The organism is Streptomyces sp. CY-1 (assembly GCF_047218265.1).
Classification (GTDB): domain Bacteria; phylum Actinomycetota; class Actinomycetes; order Streptomycetales; family Streptomycetaceae; genus Streptomyces; species Streptomyces niphimycinicus.
In genome coordinates, this window is sequence record NZ_CP178393.1 from 5,885,371 (window position 1) to 5,898,459 (window position 13,089).

The 13,089-nt window shown below is 72.4% G+C and carries 13 protein-coding genes; 7 read left to right on the forward strand and 6 right to left on the reverse strand.

The features are described from left to right. Window positions 1-269 precede the first annotated feature (269 nt). Window positions 270-827 carry an NUDIX hydrolase gene (locus ACK1X7_RS25360; RefSeq protein WP_385142002.1) on the forward strand — a complete coding sequence of 186 codons (558 nt, stop codon included), beginning with the start codon at window positions 270-272 and terminating at the stop codon, window positions 825-827. Here ACK1X7_RS25360 and ACK1X7_RS25365 read toward each other — a convergent pair whose 3' ends face one another. The 3 genes from ACK1X7_RS25365 to ACK1X7_RS25375 all read right to left on the reverse strand — a co-directional run bounded on the left by ACK1X7_RS25365 (window position 828) and on the right by ACK1X7_RS25375 (window position 2,950). Beyond that, a complete protein-coding gene (locus tag ACK1X7_RS25365; RefSeq protein WP_385142005.1) occupies window positions 828-1,265 on the reverse strand; it encodes a nuclear transport factor 2 family protein in 438 nt (145 codons plus the stop codon). 137 nt (window positions 1,266-1,402) lie between these two features. Then, the gene (locus ACK1X7_RS25370) at window positions 1,403-2,161 is read right to left on the reverse strand and encodes a sulfite exporter TauE/SafE family protein (RefSeq protein WP_385142008.1); all 759 of its coding nucleotides are present in this window, start codon (window positions 2,159-2,161) and stop codon (window positions 1,403-1,405) included. 132 nt (window positions 2,162-2,293) lie between these two features. Next, window positions 2,294-2,950 (reverse strand): DUF4232 domain-containing protein, encoded by a 657-nt coding sequence (locus ACK1X7_RS25375; protein WP_385142011.1) that lies wholly within the window; start codon window positions 2,948-2,950, stop codon window positions 2,294-2,296. Between the two features lie 339 nt (window positions 2,951-3,289). Here ACK1X7_RS25375 and ACK1X7_RS25380 point away from each other — a divergent pair, with 339 nt between their 5' ends. Next, a complete protein-coding gene (locus ACK1X7_RS25380; RefSeq protein WP_413115679.1) occupies window positions 3,290-5,647 on the forward strand; it encodes a protein kinase domain-containing protein in 2,358 nt (785 codons plus the stop codon). 9 nt (window positions 5,648-5,656) lie between these two features. Here ACK1X7_RS25380 and ACK1X7_RS25385 read toward each other — a convergent pair whose 3' ends face one another. Next, window positions 5,657-6,676 carry a hemolysin family protein gene (locus tag ACK1X7_RS25385; protein ID WP_385142017.1) on the reverse strand — a complete coding sequence of 340 codons (1,020 nt, stop codon included), beginning with the start codon at window positions 6,674-6,676 and terminating at the stop codon, window positions 5,657-5,659. Continuing rightward, window positions 6,673-8,001: a hemolysin family protein gene (locus ACK1X7_RS25390; protein WP_385142020.1), complete on the reverse strand. Its 1,329-nt coding sequence runs from the start codon at window positions 7,999-8,001 to the stop codon at window positions 6,673-6,675. The genes ACK1X7_RS25385 and ACK1X7_RS25390 overlap by 4 nt, the downstream gene beginning before the upstream one ends. Before the next feature lie 400 nt (window positions 8,002-8,401). On the opposite strand from ACK1X7_RS25390, the gene ACK1X7_RS25395 reads away from it, so the two are divergent. The 4 genes from ACK1X7_RS25395 (at window position 8,402) to ACK1X7_RS25410 (ending at window position 11,085) form a co-directional block, all read left to right on the forward strand. Continuing rightward, complete coding sequence (locus tag ACK1X7_RS25395) at window positions 8,402-9,034, forward strand: hypothetical protein (protein WP_390793737.1); 633 nt, start codon at window positions 8,402-8,404, stop codon at window positions 9,032-9,034. 119 nt (window positions 9,035-9,153) lie between these two features. Next, on the forward strand, window positions 9,154-9,405 hold the full coding sequence (locus tag ACK1X7_RS25400) for a hypothetical protein (protein ID WP_014053709.1): 252 nt from the start codon (window positions 9,154-9,156) through the stop codon (window positions 9,403-9,405). Between the two features lie 11 nt (window positions 9,406-9,416). Further along, on the forward strand, window positions 9,417-10,565 hold the full coding sequence (locus ACK1X7_RS25405) for an SPFH domain-containing protein (RefSeq protein WP_361494792.1): 1,149 nt from the start codon (window positions 9,417-9,419) through the stop codon (window positions 10,563-10,565). A 79-nt stretch (window positions 10,566-10,644) separates the two neighbouring features. Beyond that, window positions 10,645-11,085, forward strand: a complete 441-nt coding sequence (locus ACK1X7_RS25410; RefSeq protein WP_413115680.1) for an NUDIX hydrolase — start codon at window positions 10,645-10,647, stop codon at window positions 11,083-11,085. Window positions 11,086-11,104: 19 nt separating this feature from the next. Here ACK1X7_RS25410 and ACK1X7_RS25415 read toward each other — a convergent pair whose 3' ends face one another. Further along, window positions 11,105-12,004 (reverse strand): LysR family transcriptional regulator, encoded by a 900-nt coding sequence (locus ACK1X7_RS25415; protein ID WP_413115681.1) that lies wholly within the window; start codon window positions 12,002-12,004, stop codon window positions 11,105-11,107. 107 nt (window positions 12,005-12,111) lie between these two features. Between ACK1X7_RS25415 and ACK1X7_RS25420 the strand changes: the two genes are divergently transcribed. Continuing rightward, complete coding sequence (locus tag ACK1X7_RS25420) at window positions 12,112-13,041, forward strand: PhzF family phenazine biosynthesis isomerase (RefSeq protein WP_413115682.1); 930 nt, start codon at window positions 12,112-12,114, stop codon at window positions 13,039-13,041. The last annotated feature ends 48 nt before the right edge of the window (window positions 13,042-13,089 follow it).

A 13,089-nucleotide genomic window follows, 5' to 3' on the forward strand; every position in this document is an offset into this window, starting at 1 on the left:
CATCCAGCAATCCGGAAACCCCGGCGAATGGCAGAAGTCAGCACAGCGTGGTGCGGCATACCGAAGACATCGCCGCCGTAACCATCGCCCACCGGATATCCTCCGCAGAGGACTAGGATCTCAGCCGGTCACGATGATTCAAGGCCCGGGTCACCGACCCGGGCCTCTCGTGTCCGTACCGTCGGGCATGCGCTCCTGGCGGTGCCGCAGCTCTCTCCCCGGCAAAAACCCCGCGCCATAGGCGGCCTCGCGTCGTTAGGATCCGGCGCATGGCCACAGCCGACCACGCAGTTGCCCATGTCCTCACGGGCTACCGGCCGAAGACCACCGCGGAATGCGTCGACCTCGAGCGGGTGCTCGGCGTTGTCGAGGCTGGCGGCGCCCCCTGGGACCGGTCGACGCCCCTTCACATCACCGCATCCGCCCTGATCGTGCACCCCGACAGCGGCCGCGTGCTGCTGCGCTGGCACCAGCGCCACCAGTCGTGGCTGCTGGTGGGCGGGCATGGCGATCCGGGCGAGTACGATCCGCTCGCCATCGCGCTGCGGGAGGGGCGGGAGGAGACGGGGCTGCCCGATCTGGCGCCGTGGCCGGACGCGGACGTACGGCATGTGGTGATCGTCCCGGTCCCCGCGAGCAGCCGGGAGCCGGCGCATGAGCACGCCGATGTGCGGTATGTGCTGGCCACCAGCGTGCCCGAGGCGGTACGGCCGGAGAACCCGGACGCGCCGCTGCGCTGGCTGACGCCGGACGAGGCGCGGATGGCGATCACCGAGGCCAATGTGCTGGACACCTTGTCCCGGGTGGAGCCCCTGCTCGCGCGCTGATCAGTCCTTACTGAATGCCTGGGCTACGGCGAGGCTGTCCTCGTAGACGTGGTGGCGGGTGACGAGGCCGCCTTCGAGGGTGAGGTGCAGGGCGAACCGCGCACGATAGGCGCGTCCGGTGGCCCGGGCGGTCTGGCGGATCTCGCCCAGCACGATCGCGTCGTCGCCGTCGACGAGGATGCGCTCGACCTCGGTGGCCGCCTGCTCCGGCACATGGTGGTGGGCCAGCTCCCGGAAGTGGGCGGCCACGTCCGCGCGGGTGGAGCGGTGGCGGATCCATGGGGTGGCGGGGCGGCCGTGCTCGGCCTCCGGCCAGTCCAGCTTCCAGTCGCTGCGCTCGGCGTACAGCTCGGCGATGCGCTCGGGGTCGCCCTCACCGATGCGGCGCAGCAGTTCCGCCACCAGGGCGCGGGTGGTCGTGGGTGCGGCCAAGGACATGGTGATCCCTCCGATCGGAAGCCTTGCGGGGAGCGATCACCATGCTGCCGGGGGGCGTGGCGCGGTGCGATTACGTCGCGGGTAATGGCCCCCCATGGAGCGGGTACGGTCGACCGTTTTGTCCGGGGAGTGGCCGGCTAGCGCCACAGGGAGATGGCCAGGCCCAGGCCGCCGAGGGCGATGGCGATCCGGAGCGGGGTTTCGGGCAGGCGGCGGACGACCAGGGGGCCGAGCCAACTGCCGAGGAGGGCGCCGAGGCCGAGGGTTACGGCGGCGGCCCAGTTCACGGGGGCGACGGCGACGTAGGCCACGGCCGCCGTCACATTGGCCGCACCCGTGGCGATGTTCTTGACGGCGTTGGTGACCGGGAGGGGCTCCGTGGCGGAGAGCGAGAGCACCGCCAGCATCAGCACGCCCGAGGCAGCGCCGAAGTAGCCGCCGTACAGGCCGACCAGCAGGACCGCGCAGGCGAGCGGGAGGGTGGGCCGGGCGGTCCGCGCGAGGGCCCCTGAGCGGGAGGCCACGAGTCGGCGGAGCGGATCGCGGACCAGGATCAGCACCGAGCCGAGGGCGATCAGCCACGGTACGACGGTCTCGAAGGCGGAGGACGGGGTTCCCAGCAGCAGGGCGGCCCCGACCGCGCCGCCCAGCGCCGCGATGGCGCCGAGCCGGAGAAGGCGGTCGCGCTGGCCGCGGAGTTCGGCGCGGGATCCCGCCGCGGTGCCGACGGTGTTGGAGAACAGGGCCACCGTGTTGGTCACATTGGCGGCCACCGGCGGCAGGCCCACCGCGAGCAGCGCCGGATAGCTGAACAGCGAGGCCAGCCCCGCGATCGAACCGGCGAGCCCGGAGGCCACCCCGGCCGACACCAGCAGCGCGGCCGAGTCGATGCCCATCCGTTCCCCCTGTTCGCCGCTTCGGCGACGCCGCTGTTCCTTCTGCACGTCGGCGACGTCGCTTCATACTCCAGGGGTGCTGTCTCCTATGCAAGACAGCGTTCATGTATATGGACTTAGGGTTGCTCGGGCCTACCAGGTCAGGGCGTCCTGCGCGGTCGTCTGCCAGTACGTGACCTGGGCGGCGCTGTCGATGTAGACCGAGCCGCCGGGCAGTTCGACGCTCGCGGGGTCCTCGCTGCCGTCGACGAACACCTCGAGCGAGTTGACCTCGCCGCCCTCCGAACCCGAGCCGTCCCCCGAGGAGGTGGTGATGCCCGCGTAGGCGCTCTCGCCCGGGGCGAGCACGACGACGGACTGCGGCTGGCTGTCCTCGTTCACCGGGGTGGCGGACTGCGCGTCCTCGCCGAACTTCAGACCGGGGTAGCCGACCAGCTTGCAGTCCACGCCGGCCCCGTTGGTCGCCTTGAGCAGCAGGTGGTTGATCGGGTTCTTGACCTTCTGGAGGGAGAAGGCCGTCTTGTTGACGTCGCAGTCGCCGATCGGCTCGTCCTCGGACGCCGCCCCGATCTTCTGCGCCTGCGTCTTCGTGTCCTTGGCGTCCGCGCCGCCCCCCTTGGCCGTCTTGTCCGCCGGGGCCGAGGCCGACGACTTCGCCTTGCCCTCGTTGTCCGAACCTCCGTCGCCGCTGCCACCGCACGCCGCCGTCAGGCCCAGCGCGGCGACGGCCAGCATGGAGGCGGCGATGGTACGGACGGTGCGGCCGCGGCGGTAAGCGGTGACGTTCATGGTGGGTTTCTCCCTTTGGGTCGGGTCGGCGGTCCGGCCGGTGTTCCGCTCCGGCCCTCGGTATGGCTATGAGCCTGCCGTGATCCGCTGGCGTAAAGCTGCCGCCGAAACTCCGTTCCGCTAACGCGGCACTAACGCAACGGCACGGCCCCCACCTCCAGTTGGCCGACCCGCCCGTTCGCCGGTCCGTCCGTTTGTCCCGCCACCGGACGGCGCTGCGCTGGTAACCGTTCCGCCACGCCCTGGGCCGCCTGGTCCGCCGATGCCCCCGCCGACCTAATCTAGGAGGCCGGTAGGGCCGTTCAAGACGCGGGGACAGCGCGGGAAAGGGGATCGGCGATGCCGCTGGCCACCGGGGATCCGGAATCCATAGGCGGCTACGCCCTGGTCGACCGGCTGGGGTCGGGCGGCATGGGCGTCGTCTACCTCGGGCGTTCGGCGTCGGGGCGGCAGGTCGCGCTCAAGCTGGTCCACGAGCAGTACGCGCAGGACGAGGAGTTCCGGACCCGTTTCCGGCAGGAGGTCGCGGCGGCGCGCCGGGTGAGCGGGGCGTTCACCGCACCCGTCGTGGACGCCGATCCGGAGGCCGACCGGCCGTGGATGGCCACTCTGTATGTGCCGGGGCGCACCCTCTCCGAGGTCGTACGGAAGAACGGCCCCTTGGACGGGCACACCTTGCGGACACTCGGCCTCGGGCTGGTCGAGGCGCTGCGCGAGATCCACCGGGCCGGGGTGGTGCACCGGGATCTGAAGCCCGCCAACATCCTGATGGCCGAGGACGGGCCGCGCGTCATCGACTTCGGCATCTCCCGCGCCGTCGACAGCCAGACGCTCACCGTCACCATCGGGCGGGTGCTCGGCACCCCGCCGTTCATGTCGCCTGAGCAGTTGCGCAGTCCGCGGGACGTCACGGCGGCCTCGGATGTGTTCTCGCTGGGGTCGCTGCTGGTGTTCGCGGCGCGGGGCAGCAGCCCGTTCGAGTCCGACAGCCCGTATCTGTCGGGCTACCAGGTGATGTACGAGCATCCGACGCTGGACGAGGTCCCGGCACCGCTGCGGGGCATCGCCGAACGCTGTCTGGCCAAGGAGCCGGAGGCCCGGCCGAAGCTGGACGAACTACATCAAATGCTGCGTGCGCTGCCGGACTTTCCCGCGGCGGAGCGCGTCGAAACGGCCGGTGGTCCGGGGGCGGCCGGTGGCCTCGGGGCGGCCGCTGGTCCCGGCGCGGCCGCTGGTCCCGGCGCGGCCAGTGGTCCCGGCGCGGCCGGTGGTCCCGGCGCGGCCGGGGGTCCCGCGAGGGTTGCCGGCGCCGGAGCGGCCGCCGCTGGGCGTCCCCCCGCCTCCTCGGCCCACGATCCGCGGCCCGCTCCCCAGCCCCCCGGCTCGCAACCTCCAGGCCCCGGGCGCACCGGCCCCGGCCGGGGCGCTCGGCGGCGGCTCGTCGTCACCTCCGCCGGGGTGGCCCTGGCCGTCACCGGGCTGACCGTAGCGGCGGCGGTCTTCGCGCCGGACATGACGGACTCGTCGGGCGACGCGTCCTCCGCCTCCGCCACCGGGCCGTCCCAGAAGCCCGCGTCGCTCCCCGAGGGCTGGAAGCCATGGCGGACGGATCTGCGGGTCGAGACCGAGGGGCCGCCCCTCGTCTACCAGCAGTCCGGATGTGTCCCGGACAACGGCCGGACCCTGTACTGCGCCGGAAACGGGTTCACGATCGCCAAGGTCGACGCCGCCACCGGCCGCGTCCTGTGGCGCTGGGGCGCCCGCCCCCAGGCGGCGCGCCCGATCGGGGTGCGGGACGGCATCGCCTACGCCTACCGGGCGTCGGAGGACGGCCACCGGTCGGTGGTGGCCCTGGACGCCGCCACCAAGCGACAGCGGTGGGAGCAGCGGATCAACGGCTCGGCCCCGGTGGAGCTGTTCCGCGGCGGGGTGCTGACGCTGTCGCCGGACGGCGGTCAGCTCGTCGCCTACGGGACGTCGGGTAAGCGGCTGTGGCAGTCACCGGCGCCCCAGGGGAAGTACTGCGAGCCGACGGTACTGGGCGGCGAACCGTACGGCCTGTGCTCACCCGTTGCCGCCAACGGGCTGGCCGCCGAGGGCCCGTACGAACTGCTGCGGTTCGACGCCTCGGACGGCAAGCAGCACGAACTCACCACGCTGCCGAAGAAGACGCTGACCGTCGGCGCGGCAGCGGGCAAGCCGCTGTTCCTGATACCGCAGACCGCGAAGGAGGTGTACGAATCGGGCTACGAGCGCCCGTACACCGCCATGCTCCGGGTCGATCCGAGCACCGGCGAGACCAAGCGGATCCCGCTGCGCCGCCCGGTGCTGGGCAAGCCGACCCTGCTGCGCGGTGTCGTCTACTTCGTCCGTGCCAACGGCACGGTCACCGCGGTCTCGGCGGACAGCGGCCGGGAGCTGTGGCAGCGGGCGACGGAGACGGAGAACCTGTCCGCGCCCGTGCTCTCCAGACGGTACGGGCAGTTGTACTTCTCCAACCGCTTCGGCCGGCTGCTGGCGCTGAACGTGGACGACGGCACGGAGGCGTGGCGTACGGCCGCGCTGGACAACCCCGGGACGGCGGCGGAGGACACCGAGCCGAGGGTGGTGCTCGTCCAGGACGCGATCGTGGGGACGGCCGGGGACACGGCGTTCTCCGTGCGCCCGGACCGTCCCTCGGCGCGGCACCCGTCCTGATCGACGCGGTTATACCGGGGCCGGCCCCACGAGTTCGTCCAGGACGTCCGTCATCGTGACGAAGCCGAGGACCGCCGTACCGGTGTCGGCCGTCACGACGGCCAGGTGGGTGCCGGTGGCGCGCATGGTGGTGAGGGTGTCGTCCAGCGGGGTGTCGGCCCGCACCCGGGAGATGGTGTGGACGGCGGTACGGGGGAACGGGCGGTCCCGGTCGACGGCCCCCAGGGTGTCCTTGATGTGGAGGTAGCCCAGGATGGCGCCGCCGGGGCCGGTGACCGGCAGCCGGGAGTAGCCGGAGGCGGCGGCCGTGCGTTCCAGTTGGGCGGGGGTGACGCGATGGTCGACGGTGACCATTGCGTCGAGGGGGACGAGGATGTCGCCGACCCGCCGGGTGCCCAGCTCCAGGGCGTCGCGCAGCCGGTCGCCGCCGGACTTGTCGAGCAGCCCGGCGTCGCTGGAGTCCCGTACCAGCCGGATGAGTTCATCGTCGGTGAAGACCGACTCGACCTCGTCCTTGGGCTCGACCTTCAGCAGCCGCAGCACCGCGTTGGCGAAGGCGTTGACGCCGAAGACGACGGGGCGCAGGAGGCGGGTGAGGGCCACCAGCGGCGGGCCGAGGAGGAGTGCGGTGCGCTCGGGGGCGGCCAGGGCGATGTTCTTGGGGACCATCTCGCCGATGAGCATGTGGAGATAGGTGGCCGCCGTGAGCGCGACGACGAAGGCGATCGGGTGCACCAGGGCGTGCGGCACATGAACGGTGTCGAAGACGGGCTCCAGCAGATGGGCGATGGCCGGTTCGGCGACCGCGCCCAGGGCGAGCGAGGAGATGGTGATGCCGAGCTGGGCCGTGGCCATCAGCGCGGACAGATGCTCCAGCGCCCACAGCACACCGCGCGCCCGCTTCTCCCCCGCCTGTGCGCGCGGTTCGATCTGGCTGCGGCGCACGGAGATCAGGGCGAATTCGGCGCCGACGAAGAAGGCGTTGGTGAGGAGGGTGAGGGCGCCGATGGCGAGTTGGATGACGGTCATCGGGTGGCCTCGGTGATCTCGGCGGGCTCGCTGGTGTCGGAGGTCTCGGTGATCCGCACGCGGTCGGCGCGGTGGTGGTCCACCTTCAGGACCGTGAGCCGCCAGCCGTCGGTCTCGATGGTGTCCCCGGCGGCCGGGATGCGCTCCAGGGCGGTGGCCAGGAGGCCCGCCACCGTTTCGTACGGGCCCTCGGGGGCGGTCAGGCCGATGCCGGTCAGCTCGTCCAGCCGTACGCCGCCGTCCGCCTCCCAGGCGCCGGGGCCGAGGGGCACCAGGCCCGGGGTCTCGTCGGTGTCGTGTTCGTCGCGTACGTCGCCCACGATCTCCTCGACGATGTCCTCCAGGGTGGCGACACCCGCCGTGCCCCCGTACTCGTCGATGACGACGGCCATGGTGTGCGCCCTGCGCAGCCGGTCCAGCAGCCGGTCCACCGGGAGGCTGTCGGGGACCAGCAGCGGGGGCGTGGCCAGGTCGGTGACGGGGGTGGTGGCGCGGTCGGCGGCGTCCAGGGCGAGGACGTCGCGGATGTGCACGGTGCCGACGACCTCGTCCAGGGTGTCGCGGTAGACGGGGAAGCGGGACCGGCCCGTCGCCAGGGTGAGGTTGGCGGCGTCGGCGGCCGTGGCGTGGGCCTCCAGCGCCTGGACGTCCACGCGCGGGGTCATCACGTTCTCGGCGGTCAGCTCGCTCAGATGCAGCGTACGGACGAACAGCTCGGCCGCGTCCTGTTCCAGCGCGCCCGCGGCGGCCGAGTGGCGGGCCAGCGCGACCAGTTCGTCCGGGGTACGGGCGGAGGCCAGCTCCTCGGCGGGCTCCAGGCCCAGACGGCGCACCAGGCGGTTGGCCGTGTTGTTGAGGTGGTGGATCAGCGGGGCGAAGGCGGCGGTGAAGGCGCGCTGCGGGGCGGCCACCGCCTTGGCCACGTGCAGGGGGCGGGAGATCGCCCAGTTCTTGGGCACCAGCTCCCCGGCGACCATCAGCACCACCGTGGAGAGGGCCACGCCCAGCACCAGCGCGGTCGTCGAGGCCGCGCCCTCGGGCAGGCCGGTCGCGGTGAGCGGGCCCTGGAGCAGGGCGGCCAGCGAGGGCTCGGCGAGCATGCCGATCACCAAGGAGGTGACGGTGATGCCCAGTTGGGCCCCGGAGAGCTGGAACGTCAGCCGGCGCACCGCCGTCAGCGCGCTGTCGGCCCCGCGCTCACCGGCTTCGGCGGCGCGCTCCAGGTCACCACGTTCGACGGTGGTGAGGGAGAACTCGGCGGCCACGAAGAGCGCGCAGGCGAGCGTGAGCGCCAGCGCGAGGATAAGCAACAGGATCTCGGTCACCGTGCCACCGCCGTCTGCCCGCTCAGGGGCTCCCCGGTGAGGGATGCCGTGGTGAGGGGCGTCCTCGTGAGGGGTGGGCGGAGGGTGGCACGGGTGGTACTGGGAGGGTCAGGGTCGCCCATCGCGGGTCTGGTGCTCCTTCGTCGCTGGTAGGTGGCTCGCGGGGACGTCCGGTCGATCCCCACATGTCCGGGGAAGGCAGTGTCCCTCCATCCATAGTAAAGGGACGGTAAAGGTGCGGGCCCCCGGCCCGCACCGCGGCCCGCGTCCGGATTCGCTCCGCGCAACCTGCGGCTTTCCCGGGTCGGCTCGATTGGGGACGGGGTTGCCTGTCGTCGGCACAGGTTTATCGGCAATACTTCCCGCCGTGGAGCAGAGCACTGGACCGATCATCCCGCCCATGCACACAGCCGGGACGGATCCGGGGTATGTCCCCGGCCTGACGTCCCCGCGCCCTGCCGATGTGGAGGAGGACGCACCGGACAACGCAGCAGAGCGGCCGCCCGAGGAAGTCACCGCCGAGGACGAAGCCGACCAGGTGAAGGGCGCCGAGGCGGAAGGCGCCGACGCCGAGGCGGAGTCCGACGACGAAGCCGACGCGAAGGGCGACGCGTCCGACGGGAAAGCGGACGACGACGGCGAGGAAGCGGATCAGAAGGAGGACGGCGAGGAGGAGGACGGCGGCGTCGCCTTCGACGTGTCCGACCGGCGCGGTGCGATCCGGGCCGGACGCCACGGTGTCGTGTTCGAACTCGACGGCGAGAAGGCCGAGTTCGGATGGGACGAGATCGGCGCGGTGGAGGTCGACTCCCCGCGGTTCGGCAAGCGCTTCGGGATCACGGTCTATACGACCAACCGGCGTTGGTACACGGCCGATGTCGAGGCACCCGCCCGTAAGTTCCTCAAGGAATGGACGGCGGAGCTCGACGCGGTGCTCGACGCGTATTTCGAGGACTCGGCGGACGGCGAGGCCGAAGCAGACGCCAAGGGCGACACCGACACCGACACCGAAGCCAAGGACGCCACCTCGTAGCGGCCATCCGCGCGAGTGGCGGTTCATCCGGTCCTCGCTGCGCACAACCGTATCCGGCGCCGGGAAAACGGTCTAACGTCGGATTTCAGCAGCGGAACGACTGGGGGGGCGGCCGCCGTATGACACCGGATGATCCTGTGATCGGTTGCACCGGGGTGCTGGTACTCGGCACCCGGGGAGCCGGTGGTCCCGGTGAGGTCCTGGTGCGGGTCAGAGGCGGTTCGGAGACGTTCCTCGCCTGGTCTGCCGACCCGTTGCCCCAAGGCGCGTCCGTCCTCGTGATCGACTTCCGTGGCTCCCGCCAGGTCGACGTCATCGAGTGGACCGATCCATTGAACGCGTCGTCCGGCATGGCCGGCGGCGCCGGCTGAGGAGACGAAGGATGTTCGGTTACCGCGTGCCCGCACCCGACCAGGCGATGCTGATCTCGGGGGGCAGGCGTGGGCAGGGAGGTGCGCCGTTTCGCGTGGTGACCGGGCACGGCAAGTTCGTGCTTCCGGTCTTCCGCAAGGTCCGCTTCCTGACGCTGGCGATGTGCGAGGCGGAGGTCGAGGAGAAGTGCGTCAGCCGGCAGGGCATCACGCTGACGGTGCGCTCGGTGATCGCGTTCAAGGTGGGCAACGACACCGAGTCCATCGTCAACGCGGGGCAGCGGTTCCTCTCCGACCAGGAGCAGATGGCGGTGCTGACGGGCCGGATCTTCGCGGGCCATCTGCGGTCCATCATCGGCTCGATGACGGTCGAGGAGATCATCACCGAGCGGCAGAAGCTGGCCACCGAGGTGCTGGACACCTCCAAGGCGGAGATGGCGAAGATCGGCCTGATCGTGGACTCGTTGCAGATCCAGTCGATCGACGACGGCGACACCGGCTATATCGACGCGATGTCCGCCCCGCACAAGGCCGCCATCCAGCGGCAGGCCCAGATCGCCCAGGCGCAGGCCAGCCAGGCATCGGCCGAGGCGGAGCAGGAGGCGGCGCGCAACCAGGCCGAGTACGCGCGGCAGACGGCGGTGGTCCAGGCCCGGTACACCGCCGAGGTGGACCGCGCCCAGGCCGAGGCCGCCCAGGCGGGGCCGCTGGCAGAAGCGCACGCCCAGCGGGAAGTGCTGGCGGCGCGGACCGAGTTGGCCCAGCGGGCGGCCGATCTGCGGCAGCAGCAGCTCGTGGCCGAGATCGTGAAACCGGCGGAGGCGGAGGCCGAGCGGATCCGGGTCGTGGCCATGGCCGAGGCGGAGCGGATGAAGATCCAGGCCGAGGCCGCGGCCTCGCACGGCCGGGTGGCGCTCGACCGCATGCTGATCGACCAGCTTCCGCAGATCGTCAAAGAGGCCGCCTCCGGGCTGTCCGGGGCGAACGTCAACGTCCTCAACGGGGCCGATGGGCTGGGCGAGATCGCGGCGGGCCTGGTCGGCCAGGGGCTGACCATCCTGGACGCGGTGCGGCGCAACATGGGCACGCCGGGGCCGCAGGACGAGCCGAAGCCGAAGCGCCCGGGCGGGGCGGACGACGGCGCGGTCGAGGTTCGTTAGGGTCGCCGGACGGGCTGCGTTCAGCCCGTCCGGCCGTTGCCACCGTGAGAAACCCAGCCAGCCGAGAGGGCCGAGGAACGTGACCCCTGACCGCCCGCACCGCGTCAGCGTCGCCGGAGTCATCGTGGACGAGCGCGGCCGCGCGCTGCTGATCAAACGGCGCGACGGCAGCACCTGGGAACCGCCGGGCGGTGCGCTCGACCCCGACGCCACCGTCCCCGAGGCCCTTCAGCGCGAGATCCTCGACGAGACGGGCGTCAAGATCGCGCTCCCGGCCGTGCTCACCGGGGTCTACAAGGACATGAACGACCTCACCGTCTCCCTCGTCTTCCGCTGCGAGGCCCTCGACGGCACCCCCGCCACGGGCCCCCGCACCCGCGCCTGGCGCTGGGCCACCCGCGCCGAGGTCCCCGACCTCGCCGACGAGGCGTACGCCGTGCGCATCCTGGACGCCCTCGATGCCCTCGACGCCACCACGCCACCGGCGGTCCGCGCCCACGACGGCGTCACGCTCGTCTGACCCGCAACGCCCCCACGGCTCACGCCGGGAGCAACCGCGTCAGCTCGTCCGCCACCGCCCGCGCCGCCGGGCTGGTCCAGCGGCGGCGGTGCCGGGTGAGGTGCACGGGCACCGGGGGGATGGGTGGGCCGTGGACTTCGGCGAGTTGGCCGTCGGTGAGCTGGCGTTCCACCGTGGCGCGGGGCAGCAGCGTCAGGCCGAGCCCGGCGGCGACGCAGGAGCGGGCGGCCTCGATGCTGCCGAAGCGGGTGAGGCGCGGTGGCGGGCCGGGGAGGGTGAGCAGGGTGCGGACGAGGTGGTCGCTGTAGGAGCAGCCCTGTTCGTGGACGAAGAAGCTCTGCGCGGCCAGTTCGTCCCAGTCCGCCTCGCGTCCGGCCAGCGGGTGGCCGGGGGCGGCGAGATAGACGAGGGGTTCGCGGGCGATGGGGCGGGCGACCAAGTCGGCGTCGGTCACCTCCTGTTCGAGGAGGAGGACGAGGTCGAGCCGTCCCGTACGCAGGCCCTCGACGGCCGCCGCGGTGCCCGCGGGATGGAGGTGGAGGTCGATACCGGGGTGGCTGCGGCGCAGCGAGGCGATCACGCGGGGGAGATGCGAGGCGCAGAGGGACTCGCCCGCGCCGAGGGCGACGGGGCCCTCCACCGTGCCGTCCGCGCCGTCGCCGTTTCCGGCCGCGGCCACCGCGCGCAGCCGGGCCTCGGCGTCCAGGACCTCCTCGGCCTCCTTCAGCAGCCGGCGGCCGGCGCTGGTCGGCAGGGCGCCTGACGGCAACCGGTCGAAGAGGCGGGTGCCCAGCTCCCGTTCCAGGGTGCGTATCTGGACGGTGACGGTGGACTGGGCGAGATGGAGATCGGCGGCGGTCGCGGTGAAGCTGCCGGTTCTCGCCAGCGCCGCGAACGTCCTCAGGAGTCGTGTGTCCACGACGGTCAGGATAGGCAGCCCCCACCTGGCCCCATCGGGTTTCTCGATCGCCTCCAGCGAAAGGAATCGTTGGACGCGATACCGGCCGCGGTGGAACCGTGGACGGCATGACGGCACCCACGACGGACATCGACGTTCTGCACTACTCCGCCTTCACCACCCACCCCGACGGCGGCAACCCCGCCGGTGTGGTCCTCGACGCCGCGGCCCTCGCGGACGACGACGCGGCCATGACCGCCGTCGCCGCGCGGGTCGGCTACTCGGAGACCGCGTTCATCACCGAGCGGGACGAGGCCGCGCGCCGCTACCGGCTGCGGTACTTCAGCCCGCTCGCCGAGGTCGCCTTCTGCGGACACGCCACCATCGCCACGGCCGTCGCCCTCGCCGACCGCGACGGCCCCGGCGAGCTGGTCTTCGACACCGCCTCGGGCGAGATCCGCGTCGAGACCACGGCCGACGGCGACGGCGACGGCCCGTCCCGGGCCACGCTCACCAGCGTTCCCACCCGGTCGCGCCCCGCCGACCCGGGCACGGAGGTCGAACCGACGCTGGCCGCGCTGCGCTGGTCCGCGGACGACCTGGACCCGGCCCTGCCCCCGCATGTCGCCTTCGCGGGCAACGACCACCTCGTCCTCGCCGCCGCCACCCGCGAGCGGCTGGCGGACCTCGACTACGACTACGACGCGCTGGAGGCGGTGATGCGGCGGCGCGGCTGGACGACGGTGCATCTGGTGTGGCGCGAGGCGGGGGACGACTCCGCGCGTGGCTCGGCGGACGGCGTTACGAACGGCTTCGTCTTCCACGCCCGCGATCCGTTCCCGGTCGGCGGGGTGGTCGAGGACCCGGCCACCGGCGCCGCGGCCGCCGCCTTCGGCGGCTATCTGCGGGCACTCGGCCTGGTCGACGGCCCGACCCGGGTCCGTATCCGCCAGGGCGAGGACATGGGCCGCCCCAGCGATCTCCTGCTCGACGTCACGCCCGACGAGCCCCGGGTGCGGGTCAGCGGGCAGGCCGTCCGGATCCCGCAGAGCGGGTGAGGCGCGGTGCGAAACACCGACGCGTGACACCGTGACAGCGGCCTCGGC

Bases quoted from the DNA above. Each gene is read 5' to 3' on its own strand.
- ACK1X7_RS25420 (WP_413115682.1), top strand. From the start codon at position 12,112: ATGACGGCACCCACGACGGACATCGACGTTCTGCACTACTCCGCCTTC.
- ACK1X7_RS25375 (WP_385142011.1), bottom strand. From the start codon at position 2,950: ATGAACGTCACCGCTTACCGCCGCGGCCGCACCGTCCGTACCATCGCC.
- ACK1X7_RS25370 (WP_385142008.1), bottom strand. From the start codon at position 2,161: ATGGGCATCGACTCGGCCGCGCTGCTGGTGTCGGCCGGGGTGGCCTCC.
- ACK1X7_RS25365 (WP_385142005.1), bottom strand. From the start codon at position 1,265: ATGTCCTTGGCCGCACCCACGACCACCCGCGCCCTGGTGGCGGAACTG.
- ACK1X7_RS25400 (WP_014053709.1), top strand. From the start codon at position 9,154: ATGACACCGGATGATCCTGTGATCGGTTGCACCGGGGTGCTGGTACTC.
- ACK1X7_RS25405 (WP_361494792.1), top strand. From the start codon at position 9,417: ATGTTCGGTTACCGCGTGCCCGCACCCGACCAGGCGATGCTGATCTCG.
- ACK1X7_RS25385 (WP_385142017.1), bottom strand. From the start codon at position 6,676: ATGACCGTCATCCAACTCGCCATCGGCGCCCTCACCCTCCTCACCAAC.
- ACK1X7_RS25360 (WP_385142002.1), top strand. From the start codon at position 270: ATGGCCACAGCCGACCACGCAGTTGCCCATGTCCTCACGGGCTACCGG.
- ACK1X7_RS25380 (WP_413115679.1), top strand. From the start codon at position 3,290: ATGCCGCTGGCCACCGGGGATCCGGAATCCATAGGCGGCTACGCCCTG.
- ACK1X7_RS25395 (WP_390793737.1), top strand. From the start codon at position 8,402: ATGCACACAGCCGGGACGGATCCGGGGTATGTCCCCGGCCTGACGTCC.